Source organism: Streptomyces sp. NPDC015127 (assembly GCF_043080095.1).
Taxonomy (GTDB): domain Bacteria; phylum Actinomycetota; class Actinomycetes; order Streptomycetales; family Streptomycetaceae; genus Streptomyces.
Genome location: NZ_JBIBVE010000002.1, coordinates 517239 through 540301, shown reverse-complemented (window position 1 = coordinate 540301; position 23063 = coordinate 517239). Strand labels below are relative to the sequence as shown.

General features: G+C 71.2%; 18 protein-coding genes and 2 pseudogenes. 13 read left to right on the top strand and 7 right to left on the bottom strand.

Going from position 1 to position 23063, the window contains the following annotated elements:
* The first annotated feature begins 511 nt into the window (after positions 1-511).
* Positions 512-2257: a S8 family serine peptidase gene (locus tag ACF08N_RS05690; RefSeq protein WP_392323312.1), complete on the top strand. Its 1746-nt coding sequence runs from the start codon at positions 512-514 to the stop codon at positions 2255-2257.
* A gap of 58 nt (positions 2258-2315) precedes the next feature.
* On the opposite strand, the gene ACF08N_RS05685 is transcribed toward ACF08N_RS05690, so the two are convergent.
* Together ACF08N_RS05685 and ACF08N_RS05680 are read right to left on the bottom strand one after the other, a co-directional pair.
* Positions 2316-3191 (bottom strand): S1 family peptidase, encoded by an 876-nt coding sequence (locus ACF08N_RS05685; protein ID WP_392323311.1) that lies wholly within the window; start codon positions 3189-3191, stop codon positions 2316-2318.
* 178 nt (positions 3192-3369) lie between these two features.
* A pseudogene (locus tag ACF08N_RS05680) lies at positions 3370-3453 on the bottom strand (carboxyvinyl-carboxyphosphonate phosphorylmutase); the annotation flags it as partial.
* A gap of 135 nt (positions 3454-3588) precedes the next feature.
* Between ACF08N_RS05680 and ACF08N_RS05675 the strand changes: the two are divergent.
* A complete protein-coding gene (locus ACF08N_RS05675; RefSeq protein ID WP_392323310.1) occupies positions 3589-4512 on the top strand; it encodes an NADP-dependent oxidoreductase in 924 nt (307 codons plus the stop codon).
* Between the two features lie 87 nt (positions 4513-4599).
* Here ACF08N_RS05675 and ACF08N_RS05670 read toward each other — a convergent pair whose 3' ends face one another.
* The 3 genes from ACF08N_RS05670 to ACF08N_RS05660 form a co-directional block, all read right to left on the bottom strand.
* Positions 4600-4803 carry a cold-shock protein gene (locus ACF08N_RS05670; protein WP_392323309.1) on the bottom strand — a complete coding sequence of 68 codons (204 nt, stop codon included), beginning with the start codon at positions 4801-4803 and terminating at the stop codon, positions 4600-4602.
* A 146-nt stretch (positions 4804-4949) separates the two neighbouring features.
* Complete coding sequence (locus tag ACF08N_RS05665; protein ID WP_392323308.1) at positions 4950-6113, bottom strand: NAD(P)/FAD-dependent oxidoreductase; 1164 nt, start codon at positions 6111-6113, stop codon at positions 4950-4952.
* On the bottom strand, positions 6110-6430 hold the full coding sequence (locus ACF08N_RS05660; protein ID WP_392323307.1) for a bifunctional 3-phenylpropionate/cinnamic acid dioxygenase ferredoxin subunit: 321 nt from the start codon (positions 6428-6430) through the stop codon (positions 6110-6112). The genes ACF08N_RS05665 and ACF08N_RS05660 overlap by 4 nt, the downstream gene beginning before the upstream one ends.
* Positions 6431-6660: 230 nt before the next feature.
* Between ACF08N_RS05660 and ACF08N_RS05655 the strand changes: the two genes are divergently transcribed.
* The 9 genes and pseudogenes from ACF08N_RS05655 to ACF08N_RS05615 all read left to right on the top strand — a co-directional run bounded on the left by ACF08N_RS05655 (position 6661) and on the right by ACF08N_RS05615 (position 18817).
* Positions 6661-7404, top strand: a complete 744-nt coding sequence (locus tag ACF08N_RS05655) for an IclR family transcriptional regulator (RefSeq protein ID WP_392323434.1) — start codon at positions 6661-6663, stop codon at positions 7402-7404.
* A gap of 215 nt (positions 7405-7619) precedes the next feature.
* On the top strand, positions 7620-8705 hold the full coding sequence (locus ACF08N_RS05650) for an S-(hydroxymethyl)mycothiol dehydrogenase (protein ID WP_392323306.1): 1086 nt from the start codon (positions 7620-7622) through the stop codon (positions 8703-8705).
* Positions 8702-9328, top strand: a complete 627-nt coding sequence (locus tag ACF08N_RS05645; protein ID WP_392323305.1) for an MBL fold metallo-hydrolase — start codon at positions 8702-8704, stop codon at positions 9326-9328. Before ACF08N_RS05650 ends, ACF08N_RS05645 begins: the two co-directional genes overlap by 4 nt.
* Before the next feature lie 119 nt (positions 9329-9447).
* Positions 9448-11892, top strand: coding sequence for an FAD-dependent oxidoreductase (locus ACF08N_RS05640; RefSeq protein ID WP_392323304.1), 2445 nt, complete (start codon positions 9448-9450; stop codon positions 11890-11892).
* Positions 11893-11904: 12 nt separating this feature from the next.
* Positions 11905-13059, top strand: coding sequence for an N-methyl-L-tryptophan oxidase (gene solA, locus ACF08N_RS05635; protein WP_392323303.1), 1155 nt, complete (start codon positions 11905-11907; stop codon positions 13057-13059).
* 10 nt (positions 13060-13069) lie between these two features.
* The gene (locus ACF08N_RS05630; protein WP_392323302.1) at positions 13070-14218 is read left to right on the top strand and encodes an aromatic ring-hydroxylating dioxygenase subunit alpha; all 1149 of its coding nucleotides are present in this window, start codon (positions 13070-13072) and stop codon (positions 14216-14218) included.
* Positions 14211-15683, top strand: a complete 1473-nt coding sequence (locus ACF08N_RS05625) for an aldehyde dehydrogenase family protein (RefSeq protein WP_392323301.1) — start codon at positions 14211-14213, stop codon at positions 15681-15683. Before ACF08N_RS05630 ends, ACF08N_RS05625 begins: the two co-directional genes overlap by 8 nt.
* Positions 15684-15713: 30 nt before the next feature.
* The gene (locus ACF08N_RS05620) at positions 15714-17273 is read left to right on the top strand and encodes an APC family permease (protein ID WP_392323300.1); all 1560 of its coding nucleotides are present in this window, start codon (positions 15714-15716) and stop codon (positions 17271-17273) included.
* A pseudogene (locus ACF08N_RS05615) lies at positions 17270-18817 on the top strand (GMC family oxidoreductase). Before ACF08N_RS05620 ends, ACF08N_RS05615 begins: the two are co-directional and overlap by 4 nt.
* Before the next feature lie 379 nt (positions 18818-19196).
* Here ACF08N_RS05615 and ACF08N_RS05610 read toward each other — a convergent pair.
* Positions 19197-20153, bottom strand: coding sequence for an aldo/keto reductase family oxidoreductase (locus ACF08N_RS05610; protein WP_392323299.1), 957 nt, complete (start codon positions 20151-20153; stop codon positions 19197-19199).
* A gap of 134 nt (positions 20154-20287) precedes the next feature.
* Here ACF08N_RS05610 and ACF08N_RS05605 point away from each other — a divergent pair, with 134 nt between their 5' ends.
* Together ACF08N_RS05605 and ACF08N_RS05600 are read left to right on the top strand one after the other, a co-directional pair.
* Entirely contained in the window at positions 20288-20731 is a 444-nt protein-coding gene (locus ACF08N_RS05605; RefSeq protein ID WP_392323298.1) for a MarR family winged helix-turn-helix transcriptional regulator, read from the top strand.
* The gene (locus ACF08N_RS05600; RefSeq protein ID WP_392323297.1) at positions 20721-21272 is read left to right on the top strand and encodes an aspartate carbamoyltransferase; all 552 of its coding nucleotides are present in this window, start codon (positions 20721-20723) and stop codon (positions 21270-21272) included. Before ACF08N_RS05605 ends, ACF08N_RS05600 begins: the two co-directional genes overlap by 11 nt.
* Before the next feature lie 78 nt (positions 21273-21350).
* Here ACF08N_RS05600 and ACF08N_RS05595 read toward each other — a convergent pair whose 3' ends face one another.
* Positions 21351-23036, bottom strand: a complete 1686-nt coding sequence (locus ACF08N_RS05595; RefSeq protein WP_392323296.1) for a flavin monoamine oxidase family protein — start codon at positions 23034-23036, stop codon at positions 21351-21353.
* Between the last annotated feature and the right edge of the window lie 27 nt (positions 23037-23063).

The window sequence follows — 23063 nt, the reverse complement described above, 5'->3', positions numbered from 1 at the left end:
CGGCTTCGGGTGGGTTCCTGGTTCGTCCCCACGCCGGTGGGGCTTGTGCGCGCTGCCCGGCCTTCGCCGGGTCTTACGTGCGCTCCGCAGGCGTCAAGCTCCGGCCAGGCTCGTACTTCGCGAGCTCGGTTGGTTGCGGGGCACCGCTCAGCGTGTTGCGGCAGTACATCGAGCAGCAGAACCGACCGTTGCAGGGGGGCGGACGGCTCGCCTCTGCGCACCTTGCCCAGCGCACCGGCTACAGCTCGGAGTTCGCATTCGCCAAGGCATTCGAGCGCGAGTACGGGATGGCGCCGGGGCGGTACCGCAGCCGGGCATGAGGCCGGGGCAGGTCAACAGCGTGTAAACGCACTGCGGTTCGTCGAACGGAAGTCTTCCTTCCACGACAAGAGTCTGAGATCTTGCGTCCACCCCACACAACACTCGGCCCGGGGCAGGCGCCACCAGCGCCTCCGGGCCTTCGGAGGACGCATTGTTTTCCCACATATCCACCCGGCTGAGACTCTCGGCCATGGCCGCCGCTGCCGCCGTCGGAACGGCCGTTGCGCTCACGGGACCCGTCCAGTCGGCCCACGCCGCACCGGCGGCCCCCGAGGCGATTCCCGCCCAGGCGGCCGCCTGGGCGGCGGGCACCCGCGCCTACCTGGTGATCACCGCGCCCGGTGACACCACGGCCGCGCGCAGTGCGGTGACGGCCAACGGCGGCACGGTCTTCGCGTCCTACGACGCGATCGGCGTGATCGTGGCGCACTCGGCATCCGCCTCCTTCGCTCCGGCGATGCGCGCCGTGAGCGGCGTCCAGCAGGTGGGCGCGACCCGCACGTCGGACGTGCCGGCCGACGCGTACAATCCCAAGCTGCCGGCGAATCCGGCGCAGTCGGCGACGACGCTGACGGAGTCCAACCGCTGGGACATGACGCAGATCAAGGCCGATCAGGCGTGGGCGGTGACCACCGGCTCGGCGTCGGTCAAGGTCGGTGTGCTCGACACCGGCGTGGACGACCAGCACCAGGACATCGCGCCCAACTTCAACGCGGCCGACTCGGTCTCCTGCGCCTACGGCAAGGCGGACACCCGCGCGGGCGCGTGGCGGGACATCGACACCCACGGCACGCATGTCGCGGGCACGATCGCGGCGGCCAAGAACGGCAAGGGCGTCATCGGCGTCGCGCCGGGCGTGAAGATCTCGTCGGTCCGCATCGCGGAGCAGCCCAGCGGCCTGTTCTTCGCGGAGAACACGATCTGCGGCTTCGTCTGGGCCGGTGACCACGGGTTCAAGGTCACCAACAACAGCTTCTACACCGATCCGTGGCAGTTCAACTGCCCGGACAACGCGGATCAGGCCGCCATCATCGAGGGTGTGCGGCGCGCACAGGAGTACGCCGAGAGCAAGGGCTCGCTCCAGGTAGCCGCCGCGGGCAACTCGAACTACGACCTGGCGAACAAGACGACCGACAGCGAGAGCCCCAACGATTCGACGCCGGTCACCCGCAGGATCACCAACGACTGCATCGACATCCCGACCGAACTGCCCGGCGTGGTCACCGTCGCCGCCATGGGCAGGGGCAACGTCAAGGCGTCGTACTCCAACTTCGGCAATGGCGTCATCGACGTCGCCGCACCCGGCGGCGACGGGGCCTACGGGGTCTACTCGACGCTGCCCGGCGGCAAGTACGGCAACATGAACGGCACGTCGATGGCCTCTCCGCACGTGGCGGGCGTCGCCGCGCTGCTGGCGAGCGTCAACCCGGCGTACACGCCCGCGGACATCCGGGCCCGGCTGGACTCGCAGGCCACCGACACCGCCTGCCCGGCCGACAGCCGGTGCACGGGTACGACGGCGGACAACGGGTTCTTCGGTGAGGGTCAGGTCGACGCGCTGAAGGCCGTCGGCGGCAGCACGCCGCCGACCGGGACGTTCTTCGAGAACACGGCCGATGTCGCGATCGCCGACAACGCCACGGCCGAGAGCCCGATCACGGTCTCCGGTGTCACGGGCAACGCGCCCGCCACGCTCGAGGTCGGTGTGGACATCCAGCACACCTACCGCGGCGACCTCGTCGTCTCGCTCGTCGCGCCGGACGGCACGGTGTACCTGCTGGAGGACTTCGCGAACAACGACGGCACCGACAACGTGGCCAAGACGTACAGTGTCAACGCCTCGAGCGAGGTGGCGAACGGCACGTGGAAGCTGCGTGTGCGTGACGCCGCCACCCAGGACACGGGCCGGATCAACGCCTGGAACCTGACGTTCTAGTCCCCCCTCGCGCACGGCGGCCGGACCGGGCCCGCAGCCCGGTCCGGCCGCCGGTCGTTCAGTAGACGCTCACGTTGTACTTGCTGAGCGCCTCGGGGACCGGCTGGTAGAAGGTGGTGCCGCCGGTGCGGCAGTTGCCGCTGCCGCCCGAGGTGATGCCGAGCGCCTTGCTGCCGTCGTAGAGCGGGCCGCCGGAGTCACCCGGCTCGGCGCAGACGTTGGTCTGGATCATGCCCCTGACCGTGCCGCCGCCGCTGTAGTGGACGGTGACATTGAGCGCGGTGACGGTGCCGCTGTGCGTGCCGGTGGTGGATCCGGTGCGCTTGACGGACTCGCCGACGTACGCGTCGGCCGCGGAGAAGCCGCCGGGGTGGCTGAGCGAGGCGTTGTCGTAGCGGACCAGGGCGTAGTCGTTGCCGGGGAAGCTCGACCCGACGGTCGGGCCGATGAGTGTGGTCTGCGCGGAGTTGGTGTACCAGTTCCTGGACACGTCCCCGCAGTGCCCGGCGGTGAGGAAGTAGTAGGTGCTGCCGCTGACGACGTTGAATCCGAGCGAGCAGCGGTAGCCGCTGCCGTAGATGGCGTCACCGGCGGAGCCGAGCGGGGTGAAGACACCGGTGTCACGCTCGATCCTGAGGGCTCCCGCCCGGGCGCCCGCCGCCTGCTTCAACTTCTCGATCCCGGCCCGGGACACGGTGCTGTCCGCGGTCACGACGACCCGGCCGGATGCCTCGTCGACGTGCCAGGCGGTGCCGCCGACGCCGGCTTTCAGCACGGCGTCGCTCACCCGGGACAGCTGGGTGGCGCTGTAGGTCTCCGGGGTCGCGGCACCGGCGTTCGGCAGGCCGGCCGAGGTGACGGCCACGATGCCGGCGGCGACGGCGAGCAGGCGGACCCGTCTGGACGTACCGGAGTTGGTGCGCTTGTTCCTCACTCGATCTCCTCCTCAGGAGTTCAGGGGCCCGATGGGTGACGGACCCGTGAGGTGCAGCCAGGAGGGACACCGGCAGGGGGTCGATCCCTGCATGATGTGCCCCTGTCAATCACCGGTGTGAGTATGGGACAGCTTCGGGGGCGGGACAAGGGTGCTACCGGTGGTGCCTGCTGATGTTCCGCTCCAGGCTCCGCACCACATGACAGGCCGCCTCGGGATCGGCGTAGCCGTCGTCGATGTCCACGAGCAGATGGTGCGCGGGGGTCGGCCGCTGCGGTGTGGGGTGGACGCAAGCTTCGCAGCGTGATCGACGACCGTTCTGCCGAGCCGTCAAATCCTTGCGAACACGCCTTTTTGTCACCGATGCGCATGTGAGCGGTCCGGCTATATTCCGGTCATGAAAGCTGTGACGATGAGCCGGTACGGCAAGGCCGACGAGCTGGAGCTCTCGGACCGCCCCGAGCCCAAGGTGGCCCCCGGCGAAGTGCTCGTGCGCGTGAAGGCCGCGGGTGTGAACCCGGTCGACTGGAAGCTCGCGCAGGGCGGGCTCGACGCCATCATGGAGGTGCGCTTCCCCCTGATCCCCGGCTGGGACGTGGCCGGAGTCGTCGAGCGCGTCGGTCTCGACGCGGACGAGTTCCAGGTCGGCGACGAGGTGTACGGGTACGTCCGCAAGGACACCGCCGAGCTGGGCGCCTACGCCGAGCTCGTCGCCGCCCACGTGCGGATGCTCGCCCGCAAGCCCGCTTCCATGAGCTGGGAGCAGGCCGCGGGTACGCCACTGGCCGGGCTGACGGCACATCAGGCCGTCCAGCGCGTCGGTGTCCGCGCGGGCGAGACGGTCCTCATCCATGCCGCCGCCGGTGGCGTGGGGTCGTTCGGCACGCAGATCGCCGTGGCGCTCGGCGCCCGGGTCATCGGGACGGCGAGCGAGCACAACCACGCCTTCCTGCGCGAGCTGGGTGCCGAGCCGGTCACGTACGGGCCGGGGCTGGCGGACCGGGTCAGGGCGCTGGCGCCGCAAGGGGTCGACGCGGCCCTGGACTTCGTGGGCGGCGACGCGGTCGACGTCTCGCTCGAACTCGTCGACAGGCCCGACCGGGTGGCGTCCGTCGCCGACCCGAAGGCGCCCGCGAAGGGCGCCCGTTACGTATGGGTCCGGCCGGACAGCGTGGGCCTGACGGAGCTGGCGGCCCTGGCCGACGACGGGAAGCTCACGGTGCACGTCGACCGTGTGCTCCCGCTCGCCGAGGCCGTCGAGGCCTGGCGTGCCAACCAGAGCGGCCACACCCGCGGCAAGCTCGTACTCCGGGTGGACTGACACCTCGGGGCCGTGGATACCGGCCCGAACGCGAGCCGGACCGCCACCGGGAAGGTGGCGGTCCGGTGCTCATGCCGTCGAAGCGGCTCAGCTGCGGACGATGTTCTCCGCCTGCGGGCCCTTCTGTCCCTGCGTGACGTCGAAGGTGACGATCTCGCCCTCACGCAGTTCGCGGTAGCCGGTACCCGAGATGTTCGAGTAGTGGGCGAAGACATCGGGGCCTCCGCCGTCCTGTGAGATGAAGCCGAAGCCCTTTTCCGCGTTGAACCACTTCACCGTGCCGCTGGCCATACCCGTCCTTCTGTCCATCTGAGGAACAGCCCGCTTCACGAGCAGCTCCGGGCGCCGTGCCTCAGCGCCCGGCACCGTTCTACCCCGTCTGCCCCACGCCCATCCGCAGGCGCGCGAGTTGTGTCACGCGAGGGTGGTGCCGGGGCCTACGCCGGCGCGGGCACGGCCGCCCGGGCCAGCTCCTTGCGGGCGCGCAGGAAGGGGCGGGGCCGGTCGACCGCGAGAACCGCCGTCGTGCGGCCCTCGCGCTCGTACAGAGCCAGGAAACTGCCCTCCTCCGGGGAGCCCTCCGCGACCCGCACCACGTCCCGGTCACGCCGCCGTCCCGCGAACTGGATGCGCGCCCCGTACTGGTCCGACCAGAAGTAGGGCAGGGGGCGTACGTGCTCCACGGTGCGTCCGGCCAGCAGGTTGCGCACGGCCACGGCGGGCTGCTCGGTCGCGCTGGTCCAGTGCTCGGCGCGCACCGCGCCCACCCGGGCGACGTCGCCCACGGCCACGACCTGCGGCAGCGCCGTCGCGCAGCCGTCGTCGCACAGCACACCGTCGTTCACCAGCAGCGCGGACCCTGCGAGCCAGCGCGTATTGGGTACGGCCCCGATGCCGACGACGACCACGTCCGCCGGAAGCACGCGCCCGTCGGCCAGCTCGACCGCGGTGACGGCGTCCCCTCCGTGCAGGCCGGCGACTCCCGTCCCCGTGATCAGCTCCGTGCCGCCGCGCCGGTGCAGAGCGGCGCACACAGCGGCCATGTCGGGCCCGAGCTGGGGCACGAGCGGAAGCGGAGCGGCCTCCACGACGGTCACCTCGTGCCCGAGCGAGGCACACGAGGAGGCGGTCTCGGCGCCGATGAACCCGCCGCCGATCACGACGACGCGCCGTGACGTGCCGCTCAGCGCCTCCCGCAGGGCGTACGCGTCGTCGAGGGTGCGCAGGGTGTGGACGCCGGCGAGGCCGTCGGCGCCGGGCAGCGGGCGGGCGGAGGCGCCGGTGGCGATCACGAGACCGTCGGTGGCGAGGGTGCGCCCGTTGTCGAGTAGTAGCGTGCGGCCACGTGCGTCGAGCCCGCGGGCGCGCGTGGCGAGCAGCCACTCAGCGGCGAGCTCCGTCTCCTCCTCGGCGTCGGCGAGGGCAAGATGTGCCTCGTCCGCCGTGCCGGTGAGGAAGTCCTTGGACAGCGGCGGGCGGTCGTACGGGCGGTGGCGTTCCTCGCCCACGATCACCAGCCGCCCGTCGAACCCTTGGGCGCGCAGCTGGCGGGCGGCGTACAGCCCGGCGAGCGAGGCGCCGACGACGGTGACGGTTCTCATGCTGCGGTGTCCTCCTGGGCGGCCGGGCGAACGTGGACGAAACCGTCCATGACGACCACCTGGTGGGTGCGGACGGGACGGCGTGCGGGCAGACAGGTGGGCTGCCCGGTACGGAGATCGAATGAGGCGGCGTGGAGCGGGCATTCGACCAGACAGCCTTCGAGCCATCCCTCGGAAAGGGACGCGTCCTGGTGGCTGCACGTGTCGTCGATGGCGTACAGCTCGCCATCGGCGTTGAACACCGCGATGGGCGGCGTGGTGTCGATACGGACGGATTCGCCCGCAGGGAGGTCTTCAAGGCGGCAGACGGGAATCACGGGCCCCCCTCGGTCCAGACTCTTCGGTAACATAATGTTCCGCATAGCGCATGAGGGAGCGCTATGCGCAACAGAATCCGGTCGGGAGGCCCACCGCGTCAAGGGCTTCCCGAAGATGCGTGCCCAATGGACCGCAAGATGGTGAGAGTTGAGCTATGACCCGCGACCAGATAACGGCTGACCACATCGAGGGGACACAGGAGCGGACACCGAAGGGCGGCGCAGGAGCGATCCAGTCGGTCGACCGCGCCGTGAGCGTGCTGGAGATCCTGGCGCGGCACGGCGAGGCCGGAGTCACCGACATCGCCGACGAGCTGGACGTGCACAAGTCGACGGCCTTCCGGCTGCTCGGCGTGCTGGAGAACCGCGGCCTCGTCTCGCAGGCCCAGGACCGCGGAAAGTACTACCTGGGGGCCGGCGTGCTGCGCCTCGCGGGAGCCGCCGCGGTGCGTCTGGACATCTCGCAGGAGGGCGCGCCGGTCTGCCGGGAGCTGGCCGACGAGTTGGGCGAGACGGTCAACATCGCGGTGCTGGACGACGACGCCGCGGTCAACATCATGCAGGCCCGCGGCCCGTCCTCCGTCACCGCGCAGAACTGGCTGGGCAGACGCACTCCGCTGCACGCCACCTCCAGCGGCAAGGTGCTGCTGGCGCACCTGCCGGTGACCCTGCGGGAGGGCCTGCTGGCTCGGCCGCTGCCGCGGTTCACCGAGAACACGGTGACCAGTGCGGGGATGCTGCGCAGTGAACTGGAGAAGGTGGTCTCCCAGGGTTTCGCGCTGGCCACCGAGGAGCTGGAGCTCGGTCTGCACGCCGCCGCGGCTCCGGTCCACGCGCACGACGGCAAGGCCATCGGCGCGATCAGCGTGTCGGGGCCGTCCTACCGGCTGGAGCGGGCGCGGCTGCCCGAGGTGGCGGCGCGCACCGTCGCGGCGGCCAACGACCTGTCGCGGCGCATGGGGTACGGCTTCTGACGCCACACCACCCAACCGGACCGAAGCAGCACCGCCCGTCGACGCGGGGCCAGGGACACCTGGCCCCGCGTCGTCGTGTGTCGGGTACGCGTCCGCGCCACGACCGGTTTTGCCTCTCGTTAACCCACGGCTCTTGACGGCGGCCCCACGCCTCCCCACGATGTTCCCCACAGCGCAACCCATCGTGCACTGCGCAACTACAGAGGAGTCACGTCGTGCCACATGAGGTCCGTGCCGTCGTAGCGGTCAAGAAGGGCGCCCCCGTCGAGGTGCAGACCATCCTCGTGCCCGATCCCGGCCCTGGTGAGGTGCTCGTCGCCGTCCAGGCGTGCGGGGTGTGCCACACGGATCTGCACTACCGGGAGGGGGCCATCAACGACGACTTCCCGTTCCTGCTCGGCCATGAAGCCGCCGGCACCATCGAGGCCGTCGGCGACGGCGTCACCGACCTGGCCCCCGGGGACTACGTCGTGATCGCCTGGCGCGCCCCCTGCGGCGCCTGCCGCTCCTGTCGCCGCGGCCGCCCCTGGTACTGCTTCGACTCGCGCAACGCGACCCAGCCCATGACGCTGCTGGACGGCACGCCCCTGTCCCCCGCCCTGGGCATCGGCGCCTTCGCCGAGAAGACTCTGGTCGCGGCGGGCCAGGCGGTCAAGGTCGACCCCGCCGCCCCGCCGGAGGCCGCCGGACTCATCGGCTGCGGCGTGATGGCCGGCTACGGCGCGGCCGTGAACACCGGCAACGTCGGCAACGGGGACACGGTCGCCGTCATCGGCTGCGGCGGCGTGGGCAACGCGGCCATCGCGGGCGCCTGCCTGAACGGGGCCCGCAAGGTCATCGCCGTCGACATCGACGACAAGAAGCTGGACCAGGCCGAGAAGTTCGGCGCCACGCACACCGTCAACTCCCGCGGAACGGACCCCGTCGAGGCCGTGCGTGCGCTCACCGACGGATTCGGGGTGGACATCGCCATCGACGCGGTCGGCCGCCCGGAGACGTACAAGCAGGCCTTCTACATGCGCGACCACGCCGGTGTGCTCGTCCAGGTGGGCGTCCCCGATCCCGAGATGAGGATCGACATCCCGCTGATCGACCTGTTCTCGCGCGGCGGCGCCCTGAAGTCCTCCTGGTACGGCGACTGCCTGCCGAGCCGCGACTTCCCCGTCCTCATCGACCAGTTCCTCTACGGCCTGCTGGACCTCAACTCCTTCGTGACCGAGACGATCTCCCTTGAGCAGGTCGAGGCCGCCTTCGCGAAGATGCACCACGGCGAGGTCCTGCGCTCGGTGGTGGTCCTGTGACGGGCGGCTCGGTCCGCGCCGAACGGGTCGTCACCTCCGGCACGTTCAGCCTCGACGGCGAGACCTTCGACGTCGACAACAATGTGTGGCTCATCGGCGACGACGAGGAGGTACTGATCGTCGACGCCGCCCATGACGCAGCCGCGATCACGTCCGCCGTCGCCGGCCGCCGGGTCACCGCCGTCGTGTGCACCCACGGCCACGACGACCACATCGGCGCGGCCGCCGCGCTCGCCGACGCCACCGGTGCGCCCGTCCTGCTGCACCCGGCCGACCGCGAGCTGTGGGACCACGTCCACCCTGAGCGCAAGCCGGACGGCGAACTCGCCGACGGCCAGCGGCTCCCGGTCGCCGGCACGGAGGTGCGCGTCCTGCACACCCCCGGCCACACCTGGGGCAGCTGCAGCCTCCACGCGCCCTCCCTGGACGCCGTGTTCACCGGCGACACCCTCTTCCACGGCGGACCCGGCGCGACCGGCCGCTCGTACTCGGACCACCCGACGATCCTGGCGTCGATCCGGCAGCGGCTGCTGACCCTGCCCGGGAATACCGTGGTCCACACCGGGCACGGCCAGGACACCACGGTCGCCGCCGAGCGGCCGAACGTGCCGGACGCCGGCTGACCCGGCTCCCCGCTTCGCCCGGGCGGCGTCCGGACGCGCCCGCGGTCACCACCGCCCTCCCCGCGCGTCCCGCCGCCGCCCGGCCATCCCTGCCAACCCCACCCGACTCAAGGAGGGGCATGTCCCACTCGCCCGCATCCAGCCCCCGTGTCGTGGTCATCGGCGCCGGCATCGTCGGCTGCTCGCTCGCCGACGAACTGACCGCCCGAGGCTGGACCGACGTCACGGTCCTCGAACAGGGACCGCTGCCCGCCCCGGGCGGTTCCACCTCGCACGCCCCGGGCCTCGTCTTCCGGACCGGCCCGTCCAAGACGCTCACCGAATTCGCCCAGTACACCGTCGAGAAGTTCAGCGCCCTCGAAGTCGACGGCCTGCCCTGCTTCAACCCCGTGGGCGGCCTGGAACTCGCCACCACCGAGGAACGCTGGGCCGACCTGCACCGCAAGGCCGGGTACGCCACCTCCTGGGGGATCCGCGGCGAACTGATCTCCCCCGAGCGGTGCAAGGAACTGTGGCCGCTGCTCGACGAGACCAAGGTCCTCGGCGGCTTCCACACCCCCGAGGACGGGCTGGCCCGCGCCGTCCTCGCCTGCCGCGCCCAGATGGCCCGGGCCGAAGCGCGCGGCGCCCGCTTCCTGGAGCGGCACACCGTCACCGGCATCGAGCAGGAGGGCGGCCGCGTCACCGCCGTCGTCACCGACCGCGGCACCTTCCCCGCCGACCACGTCGTCTCGGCGGCAGGCTTCTGGGGCCCGGTCGTCGGCCGGATGGCGGGCGTCGACGTCCCGCTGCTCCCGCTCGCGCACCAGTACGCGAAGACCCGGCCGCTGCCGGAGCTCGCCGGCGTCAACGACCCCCGAACGGAGGCGTCCCGGCCGATCCTGCGGTTCCAGGACCGGGACCTGTACTTCCGCGAGCACACCGACCGGATCGGCATCGGCAGCTACGCGCACAAGCCACTGCCCGTCGACCCGTTCACAGTCCCGGCCTACGACGACGCACCGGTCATGCCGTCCTCCTACCCCTTCACCGAGGAGGACTTCGCACCGAGCTGGGAGGACTGCGGGTGGCTCCTTCCGGCGCTCGCCGGCAGTGAGGTGGAGGAAGGCTTCAACGGCGTCTTCTCCTTCACCCCCGACGGCATGCCCGTGCTCGGCGAGTCCCGGGCACTGCGCGGCTTCTGGCTCGCCGAGGCCGTGTGGGTCACCCACTCGGCGGGGGTCGCCAAGGCCGTCGCCGAGTGGATGGTCGACGGGCGTCCCCGGACCGACGTCCACGAATGCGACCTCACCCGGTTCGAGGACGCACAGCGCTCCCCCGCCTATGTCGCCGAGCGCGGCGCCCAGCAGTTCGTCGAGGTCTACGACGTCCTGCACCCGCTCCAGCCCATGGACCGGCCGCGCCCGCTGCGGGTCAGCCCCTTCCACGCCCGGCAGCAGCAACTCGGGGCGTACTTCCTCGAAGGCGGCGGCTGGGAACGCCCGCACTGGTACGAGGCGAACGCCCCGCTCGCGGAAGGAATCGACCTGCCGCAGCGGGACGCCTGGTCGGCCCGCTACTGGTCCCCCATCGCCGCCGCCGAGGCGCGGGCGACCCGCGAGAAGGTGGCCCTGTACGACATGACGCCGCTGCGCAGGCTGGAGGTCACCGGCCCCGGCGCCCTCGCCTTCCTCCAGCGCATGACCAGCAACAACCTGGCCAAGAAGCCCGGCGCGGTGACCTACACCCTCCTCCTCGACGAGCGGGGCGGCGTCCGGTCCGACCTGACCGTGGCGCGGCTCGCCGCCGACCGGTTCCAGATCGGCGCCAACTCGCCGGCCGACGAGGACTGGCTGCTGCGGCACGCCCCGGACGACGTGCAGATCCGCGACATCACGTCCGGCACCTGCTGCATCGGCGTCTGGGGACCGCTCGCCCGCGATCTGGTGCAGCCGCTCACCCAGGACGACTTCTCCCACAAGGGATTCGGCTACTTCCGGGCCAAGCAGACCCACCTCGGGCACGTCCCGGTGACGGCGATGCGGCTGAGCTACGTCGGCGAGCTGGGCTGGGAGCTGTACACCAGCGCCGATCTGGGGCTGCGGCTGTGGGACACCCTGTGGGAGGCCGGGCAGGAACACGGCGTGATCGCCGCCGGCCGATCGGCCTTCAACAGCCTGCGGCTGGAGAAGGGCTACCGCTCCTGGGGCCTCGACATGACCGACGAGCACACCCCGTACGAGGCGGGCGTCGGCTTCGCCGTGCGGATGGACAAGGGCGACTTCACGGGCCGCGAGGCCCTGGAGAAGGCGGGCGAGCCGCGGCGCAGGCTGACCGCGCTGCTGCTCGACGACCCGGCGGCCGTCGTCCTCGGCAAGGAGCCGGTGTACGTCGACGGGGCGCCGGCCGGGTACGTCACCAGCGCCTCGTACGGCTACACGCTGGGCCGCTGCATTGCGTACGCCTGGCTGCCGCCGCTGCCGGCGGGCACGCCCGTCCACGTCGAGTACTTCGGCGAGAAGGTCCCGGCAACTGTCGCCGACGAGCCGCTGTTCGACCCCGAGATGGCCCGTATCCGCCGTTAGGGAGGTCCGAGGATGTCACCCACCCATGACGTGATCGTCGTCGGCCTGGGTGGAATGGGCAGCGCCGCCGCCCACCACCTGTCCGCGCGCGGGGCCCGCGTGCTGGGCCTGGAGAAGTTCGGCCCGGTGCACAACCGCGGCTCCAGCCACGGCGGTTCCCGCATCACCCGTCAGTCCTACTTCGAGGACCCCGCCTACGTGCCGCTGCTGCTGCGCTCGTACGAGCTGTACGAGGCGCTGGAGCGCGACACCGGACGCCGGATCTCCACGCTGTGCGGCGGTGTGATGGTCGGGCGCCCCGAGTCACGGACCGTGTCCGGCTCCCTGCTGTCGGCCCGGCAGTGGGACCTGCCCCACGAGATGCTCGACGCCGGGGAGATCCGCCGCCGCTTCCCCACCCTCACCCCGAGGGACGACGAGGTGGCGCTGTACGAGCCCCGTGCCGGTCTGGTGCGCCCCGAGAACACGGTCGCCGCCCATCTCCAGCTCGCCACGCAGGCCGGAGCGGACCTGCACTTCGAGGAACCGATGGTGCGGTGGGAGCCGTACCGCGACGGCGTGCGCGTCCACACCGCGGAGAACACCTACACGGCCGGGCAGTTGGTGATCTGCCCGGGCGCCTGGGCGCCGCAGCTGCTCACCGACCTCGGCGTGCCGTTCACCATCGAGCGGCAGGTCATGTACTGGTTCCAGCCGGAAGGCGGCACGGAGCCCTTCCTCCCCGAGAAGCACCCCATCTACATCTGGGAGGACGTGAACGACGCCCAGATCTACGGCTTCCCGTCGATCGACGGGCCGGATCTGGGCGCGAAGGTCGCCTTCTTCCGCAACGGCGCGGTGTGCACTCCGGAGACCATCGACAGGACCGTGCGCGACGACGAGGTCGCCGCCATGGCGGACCAGCTGGCCCGGTGCGTCCCGTCCCTCCCCGGCCGATTTCTCAAGGCCGCCACCTGCATGTACTCCAACACACCCGACGAGCACTTCGTCATCGCACGCCACCCGGAGCACCCCGAGTCGGTCACCGTCGCCTGCGGGTTCTCCGGACACGGCTTCAAGTTCGTGCCTGTCGTCGGCGAGATCGTCGCCGACCTGTCGCTGAACGGCACCACCGAACACCCCATCGAGCTTTTCGACCCTCGCCGGCTCTGCGCCGCGCCCGCCTGAGGAGCCCGTCGTGACGACAACCCCCGTCTCCCCCGAGTCCCCCGTCTCCCCGAGCCTGATCGCCACCCTGCCCGGCCACTTCTACACCGACCCGGAGATCTTCCGGCAGGAGCAGGAGCGGCTCTTCGAATCGATGTGGTTCTGCGCCGTGCGCAGCGCCGACCTCGACAAGCCCGGCGCTTTCCGCACCGTCCAGATCGGTCGCGAGAGCGTCATCGTCAACCGCAACCGCAAGGGCGAGCTGCGCGCCTTCCTCAACATCTGCCGCCACCGCGGCGCCCGGCTGTGCACCGAGGAGTCCGGTGAGGTCCGGCGCTCCCTCCAGTGCCCTTATCACGCCTGGACCTACGACCTCGACGGCAAGCTGATCGCCGCCCCGAACCTGGTGAAGATGCCCGACATCGACCGTACGGAGTACGGCTTGGTCACCGTGGCACTGCGGGAATGGCTGGGCTACGCCTGGGTGTGCCTGGCCGACGAACCGCCGTCCTTCGAGGAGACCGTGATCGGCGCGGCCGTGGAACGCCTGGGGGACACCGCGTCCATCGAGCGCTACCGCACCGAGGACCTGGCGCTCGGCCGGCGCATCACGTATGACGTGAAGGCCAACTGGAAGCTGATCGTCGAGAACTTCATGGAGTGCTACCACTGCGCGACGATCCACCCCGAACTCACCGAGGTGCTCCCGGAGTTCGCCGACGGATACGCGGCGCAGTACTACGTGGGCCACGGCGCCGAGTTCGGTGAGGACGTCAAGGGCTTCACGGTCGACGGCAGCGAGGGCTTCGCCAAGCTGCCCGAGGTGGCGGAAGACCAGGACCGCCGCTACTACGCGATCACCGTCAAGCCGACGGTCTTCATCAACCTCGTGCCCGACCACGTGATCCTGCACCGTATGTTCCCGATGGCCGAGGACCGCACGATCGTCGAGTGCGACTGGCTGTACGCGCCCGAGGTGGTGGAGTCGGGCGCGGACGTGTCGAAGTCCGTGGAGCTGTTCCACCGGGTCAACGCCCAGGACTTCGAGGCGTGTGAGCGTACCCAGCCCGCGATGGCGTCCCGCGCCTACCGCTCGGGAGGTGTCCTGGTGCCGACCGAGCACCACATCGGCATTTTCCATTCCTGGCTGACCGAGAACCTCGGAGGCATCGGTGCCTGATCTGTTCATCGGCGGCGCATGGACCGCCGCCCGTGACGAACGCACCCGGGAGATCCGCTGTCCCGCCGACGGCTCCCTCGTCGGCGAGGTCGACGAGGCGGGCGGCAAGGACACCGTGGACGCGATCGCAGCGGCCCGCCGCGCGTTCGACGAGGGCCCGTGGCCGCACACCCCGGCGGCCGAGCGCGGCGATCTGCTGCTGCGTGTGGCCGACCTCCTGGTCCGCGACAAGGACGCACTCGCCCGCGCCGAGTCCCTCGACACCGGCAAGCGCCTGGTGGAGAGCGCGTACGACATCGACGACATCGCCGCCTGCTTCCGGTACTTCGGACGGCTCGCCGCCACCGAGACGGGCCGGGTGATCGACACCGGTACGGCGGGGACCGACAGCCGGGTCGTGTACGAGCCGGTCGGGGTGTGCGGGCTGATCACGCCGTGGAACTACCCGCTGCTCCAGACGGCCTGGAAGGTCGCCCCCGCGCTGGCCGCCGGCAACACGTTCGTCCTCAAGCCGAGCGAGCTCACTCCGCACACGGCGATCCTTCTGATGCGGCTGCTGGCGGAGGCCGGACTGCCGGACGGCGTCGCCAATCTGGTGCTGGGCGCGGGCCCGGAGGCGGGCGCGCCACTCGCCGACCACCCCGATGTGGACCTGCTCTCCTTCACCGGCGGCCTGCAGACCGGCCGCCTTCTGATGGCGGCCGCGGCGCCCACCGTGAAGAAGGTCGCACTCGAACTGGGCGGCAAGAACCCCAACATCGTGTTCGCGGACGCCGACTTCGAGGCGGCCGTGGACATGGCCCTCACCGCCGTGTTCCTGCACTCCGGGCAGGTGTGCTCGGCCGGGACGCGGCTGCTGGTGGAGGACTCGCTGCACGACCGGTTCGTCGACGAGGTCGTGCGCAGGGCGGAGCGGATCCGCCTCGGCGGGCCCTTCGACGACGAGGCGCAGACCGGGCCGCTGATCTCGGCCGCGCACCGCGCCAAGGTGGAGGCGTATGTCGAGGCCGGCGTCGCCGAGGGCGCGGTGCTGCGCTGCGGCGGCGCCCGGCCCGAGGGCCCCGCGTACGACAGCGGTTTCTACTACCTGCCGACCGTGCTCGACGAGTGCCACGCCGGGATGTCGGTCGTCCGGGAGGAGTCCTTCGGACCGGTCCTGACGGTGGAGCGATTCCGCGACGGCGACGAGGACGCGGCCGTGCGGCTCGCGAACGACACGATCTACGGCCTCGCGGGCGCGGTGTGGACCGGCGACGAGGGCAGGGCGCAGCGGATCGCTTCCCGGCTGCGGCTCGGCACCGTATGGATCAACGACTACCACCCGTATCTGCCGCAGGCCGAGTGGGGCGGGTTCAAACAGTCCGGCACAGGGCGTGAACTCGGTCCGGCCGGCCTCGCCGAGTACCGCGAGGCGAAACACATCTGGCGCAACACGGCCCCCGGGCCGCAGGGCTGGTTCGCCTGACACTTCCCATTCCCCGTCAAGGAGTAGCTCATGACCTCTGCCCCACCCGGCCCTGTCCCGGCCGGTGACGACGCCGAACTCGCCGAATTCGGCTACCGCCCCGAGCTCAAGCGCACCCTCGGCAACTTCCACACCTTCGCCGCGGGCATCTCGTACATCTCGATCCTGACCGGCACCTTCCAGCTGTTCTACTTCGGATACGCCACCGGCGGCGCCGCGTACTGGTGGTCGTGGCCGATGGTCTTCGTCGGCCAGTTCATGGTGGCGCTCTGCTTCGCCGAGCTGGCGGCCCGCTACCCGGTCGCCGGAAGCATCTACAACTGGTCGAAGAAGGTGGGCAATCCGCACATCGGCTGGCTCGCAGGCTGGATGATGCTCCTCGCCTCCGTCGTCTCCATCGCGGCGGTCGCTCTGGCCTACCAGCTGACGCTGCCGCAGATCTCCTCGTTCTTCCAGTTCGTCGGGGACGGCACCGGCACGTACGACGTGGCGACGAACGCGGTCCTGCTGGCCGCCGTCCTGATCGCGTTCACCACCGCCGTCAACGCCTTCGGCGTGAAGCTGATGGCGAGGATCAACACCGCCGGCGTCTTCATCGAACTGATCGCCACCGTCGTGCTGATCGTGCTGCTCGCGGTCAACGTCGTGCGCGGACCGCAGGTCGTCACGGACACGGCCGGGACCGGGTCCGGCCAGTCCTTCGGCTATCTCGGCGCGTTCCTGATCGCCTCGCTCGCCTCCGCGTACGTCATGTACGGCTTCGACACGGCCGCCTCACTCGGCGAGGAGTCGCTGGACCCCTCCCGCAACGCGCCGCGCGCCATCATCCGGGCCATCGTCGCCTCCTTCGTGCTCGGCGGACTGATCCTGCTGCTGGCGCTGATGAGCGTGTCGAGTCTGCGCGGCGAGAAGCTGTCGACGGACGGGCTCCAGTACGTCGTGCTGGACGTGCTCGGACCGACGGCCGGCAAGGCGATGCTGTGGTGCGTGCTGATCGCGGTCACGGTGTGCGCGCTGGCTGTGCACACGGCGGCGGTCCGGCTCGCGTTCGCCATGGCCCGGGACAACAATCTGCCGGCGTCCTCCCGGCTGGCGAAGGTCAGTCCCCGGTTCAGTACACCGGTCCTGCCGACCGTGATCATCGGGGTGCTGGCGCTGGCGATCCTCGTGGTCAACATCCGCCAGCCGCAGATCTTCACCGTGGTCACCAGCATCGGCATCATCATGATCTACGTGGCCTACCTGCTGGTCACCGGCCCGATGCTGGTGGCGCGCCTGCGCGGCAGGTGGCAGCCCGCCGAGGGCAAGTTCTCCCTGGGCCGCTGGGGACTGCCCGTCAACATCCTCGCCGTCCTGTGGGGCGGGGCGATGACGCTCAACCTGATCTGGCCGCGGTCCGCCGTCTACAACGCCACCGCCCCCTACCACTGGTACCTGCGCTGGGGTGCGGTCCTGTTCGTCGGTGTGATCGCGGCGGGCGGCTTCGCCTACTACTGGTTCGTCCAGCGGCACCGTACGGGCGTGCTGGCCGAGCACGCGGCCGTCGCGTCCCCGGAGTCCGTTGCAGTGAAGGAGTTCACCACCTCATGAACGAAGAGTTCGACTACGTCGTCGTCGGCGGCGGAACCGCGGGCAATGTCGTCGCCGCACGGCTCAGCGAGGACCCCTCCGTCACGGTGTGCGTCCTGGAAGCGGGACCGAGCGGTGTCGGGGACGACAGCGTCCTGAGACTGGAGCGCTGGATGGGCCTGCTGGAGTCCGGCTACGACTGGGACTACCCGGTCGAGCCGCAGGCCAGCGGCAACAGCTTCATGCGGCACGCCCGCGCCAAGGTGCTCGGCGGCTGTTCGTCGCACAACTCGTGCATCGCCTTCTGGGCGCCGGCGGAGGACCTGGACGACTGGGCGGCGGCGGGCTGTTCGGGGTGAAGCGCTGCGGACGTCTTCCCGCTGTACCGCCGGCTGGAGAACAACGACGCGCCGGGCGACCACCACGGCCGCACCGGCCCCGTGAAGCTGCGCACGCTCAAGGGGGGCGACCCGTGCGGGGCGGCACTGCTGGAGGCGTGCGCGCAGGAGGGCATACCGACGACGGCGTTCAACACCGGGACGACGGTGGTGCGGGGTGCCAACTGGTTCCAGATCAACTCGGACGAGAACAACATCCGCCAGTCGTCCTCGGTCGCCTACCTCCACCCGGTGATGGGCAAGCGGCCGAACCTGGAGGTACGCACCGGGGTGCGCGCCAAGAAGCTGGTGTTCGAGGGCCGCCGCTGTGTCGGCGCCGAGTACCTGGACCCCGATCTGGTGCACTCCCGCACGGTCCGTGCCCGCCGCGAGGTCGTCGTCTCGTGCGGCTCGATCGACACGCCCAAGCTGCTGATGCTCTCGGGAATCGGCCCGGCGGAGCACCTGAGGGACGTGGGTGTGGACGTGCTCATCGACTCCGCCGGCGTCGGCGAGAACCTGCAGGACCACCCCGAGGGCGTGATCATGTGGGAGGCGAAGCAGCCGATGACCACGGTGTCGAGCCAGTGGTGGGAGGCGGGCATCTTCTACGACACCGAACCGGGCCTGGACCGGCCCGACCTGATGTTCCACTACGGCTCGGTGCCCTTCGACATGAACACCGCCCGCCACGGCTTCCCGACGTCCGAGAACGCCTTCTGCCTCACGCCCAACGTCACGCGCGCGAAGTCCCGCGGCACGGTGCGGCTGCGGACCCGTGACTACCGCGACAAGCCGATAGTCGACCCGCGGTACTTCACCCACGAGCACGACGTGCGGGTGATGACGTACGGTCTGAAGCTCGCCCGCCGCATCGCCGCGCAGCCCGCGCTCGCCGGCTGGGCCGGGGCGGAGGTCGCGCCGGGTCCCGATGTCCGCACGGACGACGAGCTGCTCGACTACATCCACAAGACGCACAACACCGTGTACCACCCGGCCTGCACGGTGAAGACGGGCGCGGACGACGATCCGTCGGCGCCGCTCGACGCCCGGCTGCGGGTGAAAGGGGTCGACGGGCTGCGGGTGGCGGACGGGTCCGTCATGCCGGACCTCGTCACGGTCAATCCGTGCATCACCACGATGATGATCGGCGAGAAGTGCGCCGACCTGCTCCGCGAGGACACCTGAGCGGCCTCGGCCGGCGGGGCGGGGCCGCGCCCGGGGGTGTCCCGGCGCGCCCCGCCCCGCGTGCGCGTGGGCTGGAGTGCGCGCGGCCCCGTGCACGGCCGCTCGTGTGCACCCCGCCGCCGTGCACGGCGTCGCGTGTGCGCACCGCCGCGTGCACGGCCTCGCGTGTACAGCGCCCCGCGTGTGCGCGGCCTCGTGTGCGCACCGCAGAGTGCGCACCGCCACGTGCCCACCGCCGCATGCGCGGCCTCGCACGCGTACCGCCCCGCGGGTGCACGGCCTCGCGTGTGTGCACCTCCACGTGCGCACCGCCGCGTGCGCGACCTCGCTTGTGCACCGCCGAGCCCGACCTCGCGTGTGCGGCCCGCTTGCGCGCCGGTCAGGGCAGTGGGGCTCCGCGGGCGGTGAGCCAGAGCTCGTACCACTCCTCGTGGCTCAGCTCGGGGTCGCGCTGTACGGCGTCCCGGCAGGCGCGGATCCGATCGGGGCGCGCGCTGCCGACGACCGGTGCGATCCTCGCGGGATGGCGCTGGAGCCACCACAACAGGACGGTCTCCGGCGTCGTGCCCTTCGCCTTCGCCATGGCGGCGATCAGCTGCGCGGTCGCCTCCTCGTCGGGCGTCTCGTGCAGGCCCGTGTAGCGTCCCTGCGCGAGGGCGCCCCATGCCTGCAGCCGCACCCCGTTGTCCCGGCAGAACTCGAGGGTCCCGAACGGGAAGCCGTTGGCGGCGGCCGCCGGGGTGTTCACCAGGACACCTGCTTCGAGCCAGTCGCGCCGGTGGAGGCTCATCTCCAACTGGTTGGCGACGAGCGGGACATCGAGCCGTGCCTGCAACTGCGCGATCTGCGGTGCACCCATGTTCGACACACCGAACCGGCGCACCAGACCCTGCCGGTTCAGTGAGGTCAGCGCCTCGGCGAGGTCGTCCGGGTCCGCCAGGGGGTCGGGGCGGTGCAGCAGCAGGACGTCGATGACATCCGTCCGCAGCCGCGTCAGGCTCTCCTCGACGCGGCGCCGGACGGTGTGGCCGCGCAGATCGTAGACGCCGGGCCGGTCGCCGTCGGCGAGCCGGATGCCGCACTTGGTCTGTACGACGATGCGCTCGCGCAGCCCGGGCGTCCGGGCGAGCACCTCGCCGAAGACCGCCTCGGCCTTGCCGTGCCGGTAGATGTCCGCGTGGTCGAAGGTGGTGATGCCGCAGTCCAGTGCCGCTTCGACCGCCGCCTCGGCCTGGGCGATCTCCTGCGCGCCGTAGGGCTCGGTGTCCCACGTCCCGCCGAGTCCCATGCACCCGTAGAGCACGCTGTCCTGGCGTGCGTCGTCCTGTGTCGTCACGTCGGCCACCCTACGACGGCCGCGTATCGGTCACGGCCGCGGCGGACACCGGGCGGGCGCCCCCGCGCAACCGACGTCGCCAACTTCCCGGAAAGTAGTTGCAGTTCGGGACCAACTGATTCTACATTGCAACCATGTCCGGTCGCCTTGACAACGCTTCCGCGGAAGCGTTCTCCGATGCCTTCGTCGGCTTCGTCCGTTCCTTCGGCCTGCTCGACTCCGATCGCACCCCCTGCGGCGCCGCCATGACCACCGCAGAGGCACACGCGATCACACTCCTGCGCTCCGGCCGGATGTCTCAGCGCGTCCTGGGCGAGCGGCTGGGCGTCACCAAATCCACCATGAGCAGGCTGGTCGACCAGCTGATGGCGCGGGGCTGGGCCGACCGGGCCCCCGACCCGGCCGACGGACGGGGCCGGCTCGTGGGACTGACCGAGCACGGTGAACGGGTCGCGGCCGAGGTGGCGCGGCGCCGGGCCGACCGCCTCTCCGCGCTCCTCGACCGGGTGCCCACGGCGCAGCGCCCGACCGTGATCCGAGCTCTGCGCCTGCTGGAGGAGGCAAGTCGTGACACCTAGGCCCCGGGTCACCGGCCCCGCGCGGGCCGACCGCCGCCGGCCGCGACGGCTGAGGCGCGGCCTCGCCGCACTGGCGGCCGTCTCGTTGCTCGCGACGGCCGCCGGCTGCGGGACGTCCGCGGCGGATGCGCCGCCGACGGCGCGGCAGCAGGACGTCGCACGCAAGGGCGCGTCGGTGATGCCCTTCGACCTGGAACGAACGACGCACCGCTTCGTCCCGGTGGACGACGGCCTGCGGCAGGAGGTGGTCAGCGACACGGCTACGGACGCGGAGCAGGTGCGGCTGATCCGCGAGCACCTGACCCATGAGGCGGAGCGGTTCCGCCGGGGCGACTACGCCGACCCGGCCCGCATCCACGGCGCCGGCATGCCGGGCCTGCGGGAACTGTCCGCGGGTTCCGCCGGGATCGAGGTCTCGTACAGCGAGCGGCCCGACGGCGCGGCCCTCCGCTTCCGCACCGCGGACCCCGCTCTGGTCGACGCCCTGCACCGGTGGGGCGCGGCGCAGGTCGCCGACCACGGGGAGCACGCGGAGCACTGACCCGGCAGCGGGCCTCACCCGCCGTGTCCGTGAACGCCCGCCGAGCGGAGGGCGATCACGGACACGGCGGACTCGGCGTCAGCGCAGCGCCTCGACCACCTCCAGCGCGGCGCGTTCGCCCTCCGTCGCGCCGCCTTCCATGAAGCCCTGGAAGTCGTAGCTGCAGTGCTCGCCGCCGATGTGGATGTTGCCCTGGGCGGTTCCCTCGTAGCCCGCGTACCGGTGCAGGTAGCCGACGGGCCACATGGAGTACGCGCCGAGGGTGTACGGGTTGCGGTGCCAGGCGGAGAGCTGGGCGCGGCCCGTGTAGGCCCTGGAGGTGCCGGGGAAGAAGGCGTCGATGCCCGCGATCCGGCGGGCGACCAGGTCGCGCACGTACCGATCGGACTCGGTGGAGAAGGGCGCGGCGGGCGTCAGTTCCTGCGCGAGGTGCCCACCGCCGTACTGGATGAGGATGCCGCCCGTGCCGGGCTGGATCTTGGTGGTGTCCCAGGTCTGCTGGACGTCGGTGTCCGTGAAGCAATCGCCTGCGGACACACCGGGCCAGGCACCGGTGCCGCGCCAGGGGCGGGTGCCGAACTGCATGTTCAGCTTGGTGCAGTGCCCCATCCGCGCGTCCCGCAACAGGTTCTGCATCAGCGGGTCGAACCCGGCCCGGCTGAGGTCGAGTTGTTTCAGGACGGGCAGCGGGACGCACAGGACGGTGTGGTCGGCGGTGACGGTCCGGATGGTGCCGGCCTCGTCGAAGGTGAGGGTCTGCGTGCCGTCGGCGTTCGCGCGTACGGCGGTCAGCGACCAGCCCCGGCGCAGGGTGCCGGGGGCGAGCGCACCCGCGATGGCGTTCGGCAGCTGATCGTTGCCGCCGGTGATGTGGTAGCGCTCGTTGGACAGACCCCAGACGTTGAAGTGGCCGGGATTGGTCTGGTAGCCCATGAGCAGCACCAGGGCGAGCGAGGACTGCTCGGTGGTGTCGGCGCCGTACTCCACGTTGTAGGCGACGTCGATGAACCGGCCGAGCGGCGAGGAGTGACCGCCGGGAACGCGTGACTCGATCCATTCGTGGATCGACATGGTGTCGAGAGCGGTGCCGGCGGGGGTGGTCTGGTTCCACATGACCTCGCCCGCCTCGGACAGGTCGCGGTGCAGGGCCTGGTAGACCGCCTTGAAGTCCTCGTCGGCCTGGTGGCGCGGGTAGTAGGTGCCGTGGAACCAGAGGACTTCCTCCGCGCCGGTGGGCCCGCCGCCGAGGAAGTCCTCCACGGGGAGGTGGAAGCGGCGGCAGAGTTCCAGCATCTTCTTGTGGCTGGTGTCGATGAGCTCGCCGCCGATCTCGGAGGTCTGCCCGTACGCCCAGTGGTCGCGCTGGGTCCACATGCGGCCGCCGACGCGGGAGGGGTTGGCCTCGTAGAGCACGGGGGCGAGGCCCGCGTCCTGGAGGGTGAGGGCGGCGGTGAGGCCGGAGATCCCGGCGCCCACGACGGCGATCCGGGCGCTGCTGCCGGCCGCGGCCCGCGGCGTCGCCGCGGCGGCGGGCGCGGGCCGGGAGACGGCTGCCGCCGCGGTGGCCGTCACGCCGGCCGCGGCGGCGTACCTGAGCAGGGTTCTGCGGTCCACCTGCTCGGACCGTGTCCGGTCTCCGGTCGGGGGGACCGCCATCTCGCCGCGCATGCCGCGCAGTTCGGCGACGGGCACCCGCAGGCGCCGGGCGGCGGCGTGGTCGGCCGCCAACTGCTTCAGGAGGTGCATCGGGTTGGTGCGTGCCATGGGGCGCTCCTGGGAGGAAGAGGTGGG

Coding starts and splice junctions, on each gene's coding strand:
- ACF08N_RS05690 (WP_392323312.1), top strand. CDS start 512: ATGGCCGCCGCTGCCGCCGTCGGAACGGCCGTTGCGCTCACGGGACCC.
- ACF08N_RS05675 (WP_392323310.1), top strand. CDS start 3,589: ATGAAAGCTGTGACGATGAGCCGGTACGGCAAGGCCGACGAGCTGGAG.
- ACF08N_RS05670 (WP_392323309.1), bottom strand. CDS start 4,803: ATGGCCAGCGGCACGGTGAAGTGGTTCAACGCGGAAAAGGGCTTCGGC.
- ACF08N_RS05665 (WP_392323308.1), bottom strand. CDS start 6,113: ATGAGAACCGTCACCGTCGTCGGCGCCTCGCTCGCCGGGCTGTACGCC.
- ACF08N_RS05640 (WP_392323304.1), top strand. CDS start 9,448: ATGTCCCACTCGCCCGCATCCAGCCCCCGTGTCGTGGTCATCGGCGCC.
- solA (WP_392323303.1), top strand. CDS start 11,905: ATGTCACCCACCCATGACGTGATCGTCGTCGGCCTGGGTGGAATGGGC.
- ACF08N_RS05620 (WP_392323300.1), top strand. CDS start 15,714: ATGACCTCTGCCCCACCCGGCCCTGTCCCGGCCGGTGACGACGCCGAA.
- ACF08N_RS05605 (WP_392323298.1), top strand. CDS start 20,288: ATGTCCGGTCGCCTTGACAACGCTTCCGCGGAAGCGTTCTCCGATGCC.
- ACF08N_RS05595 (WP_392323296.1), bottom strand. CDS start 23,036: ATGGCACGCACCAACCCGATGCACCTCCTGAAGCAGTTGGCGGCCGAC.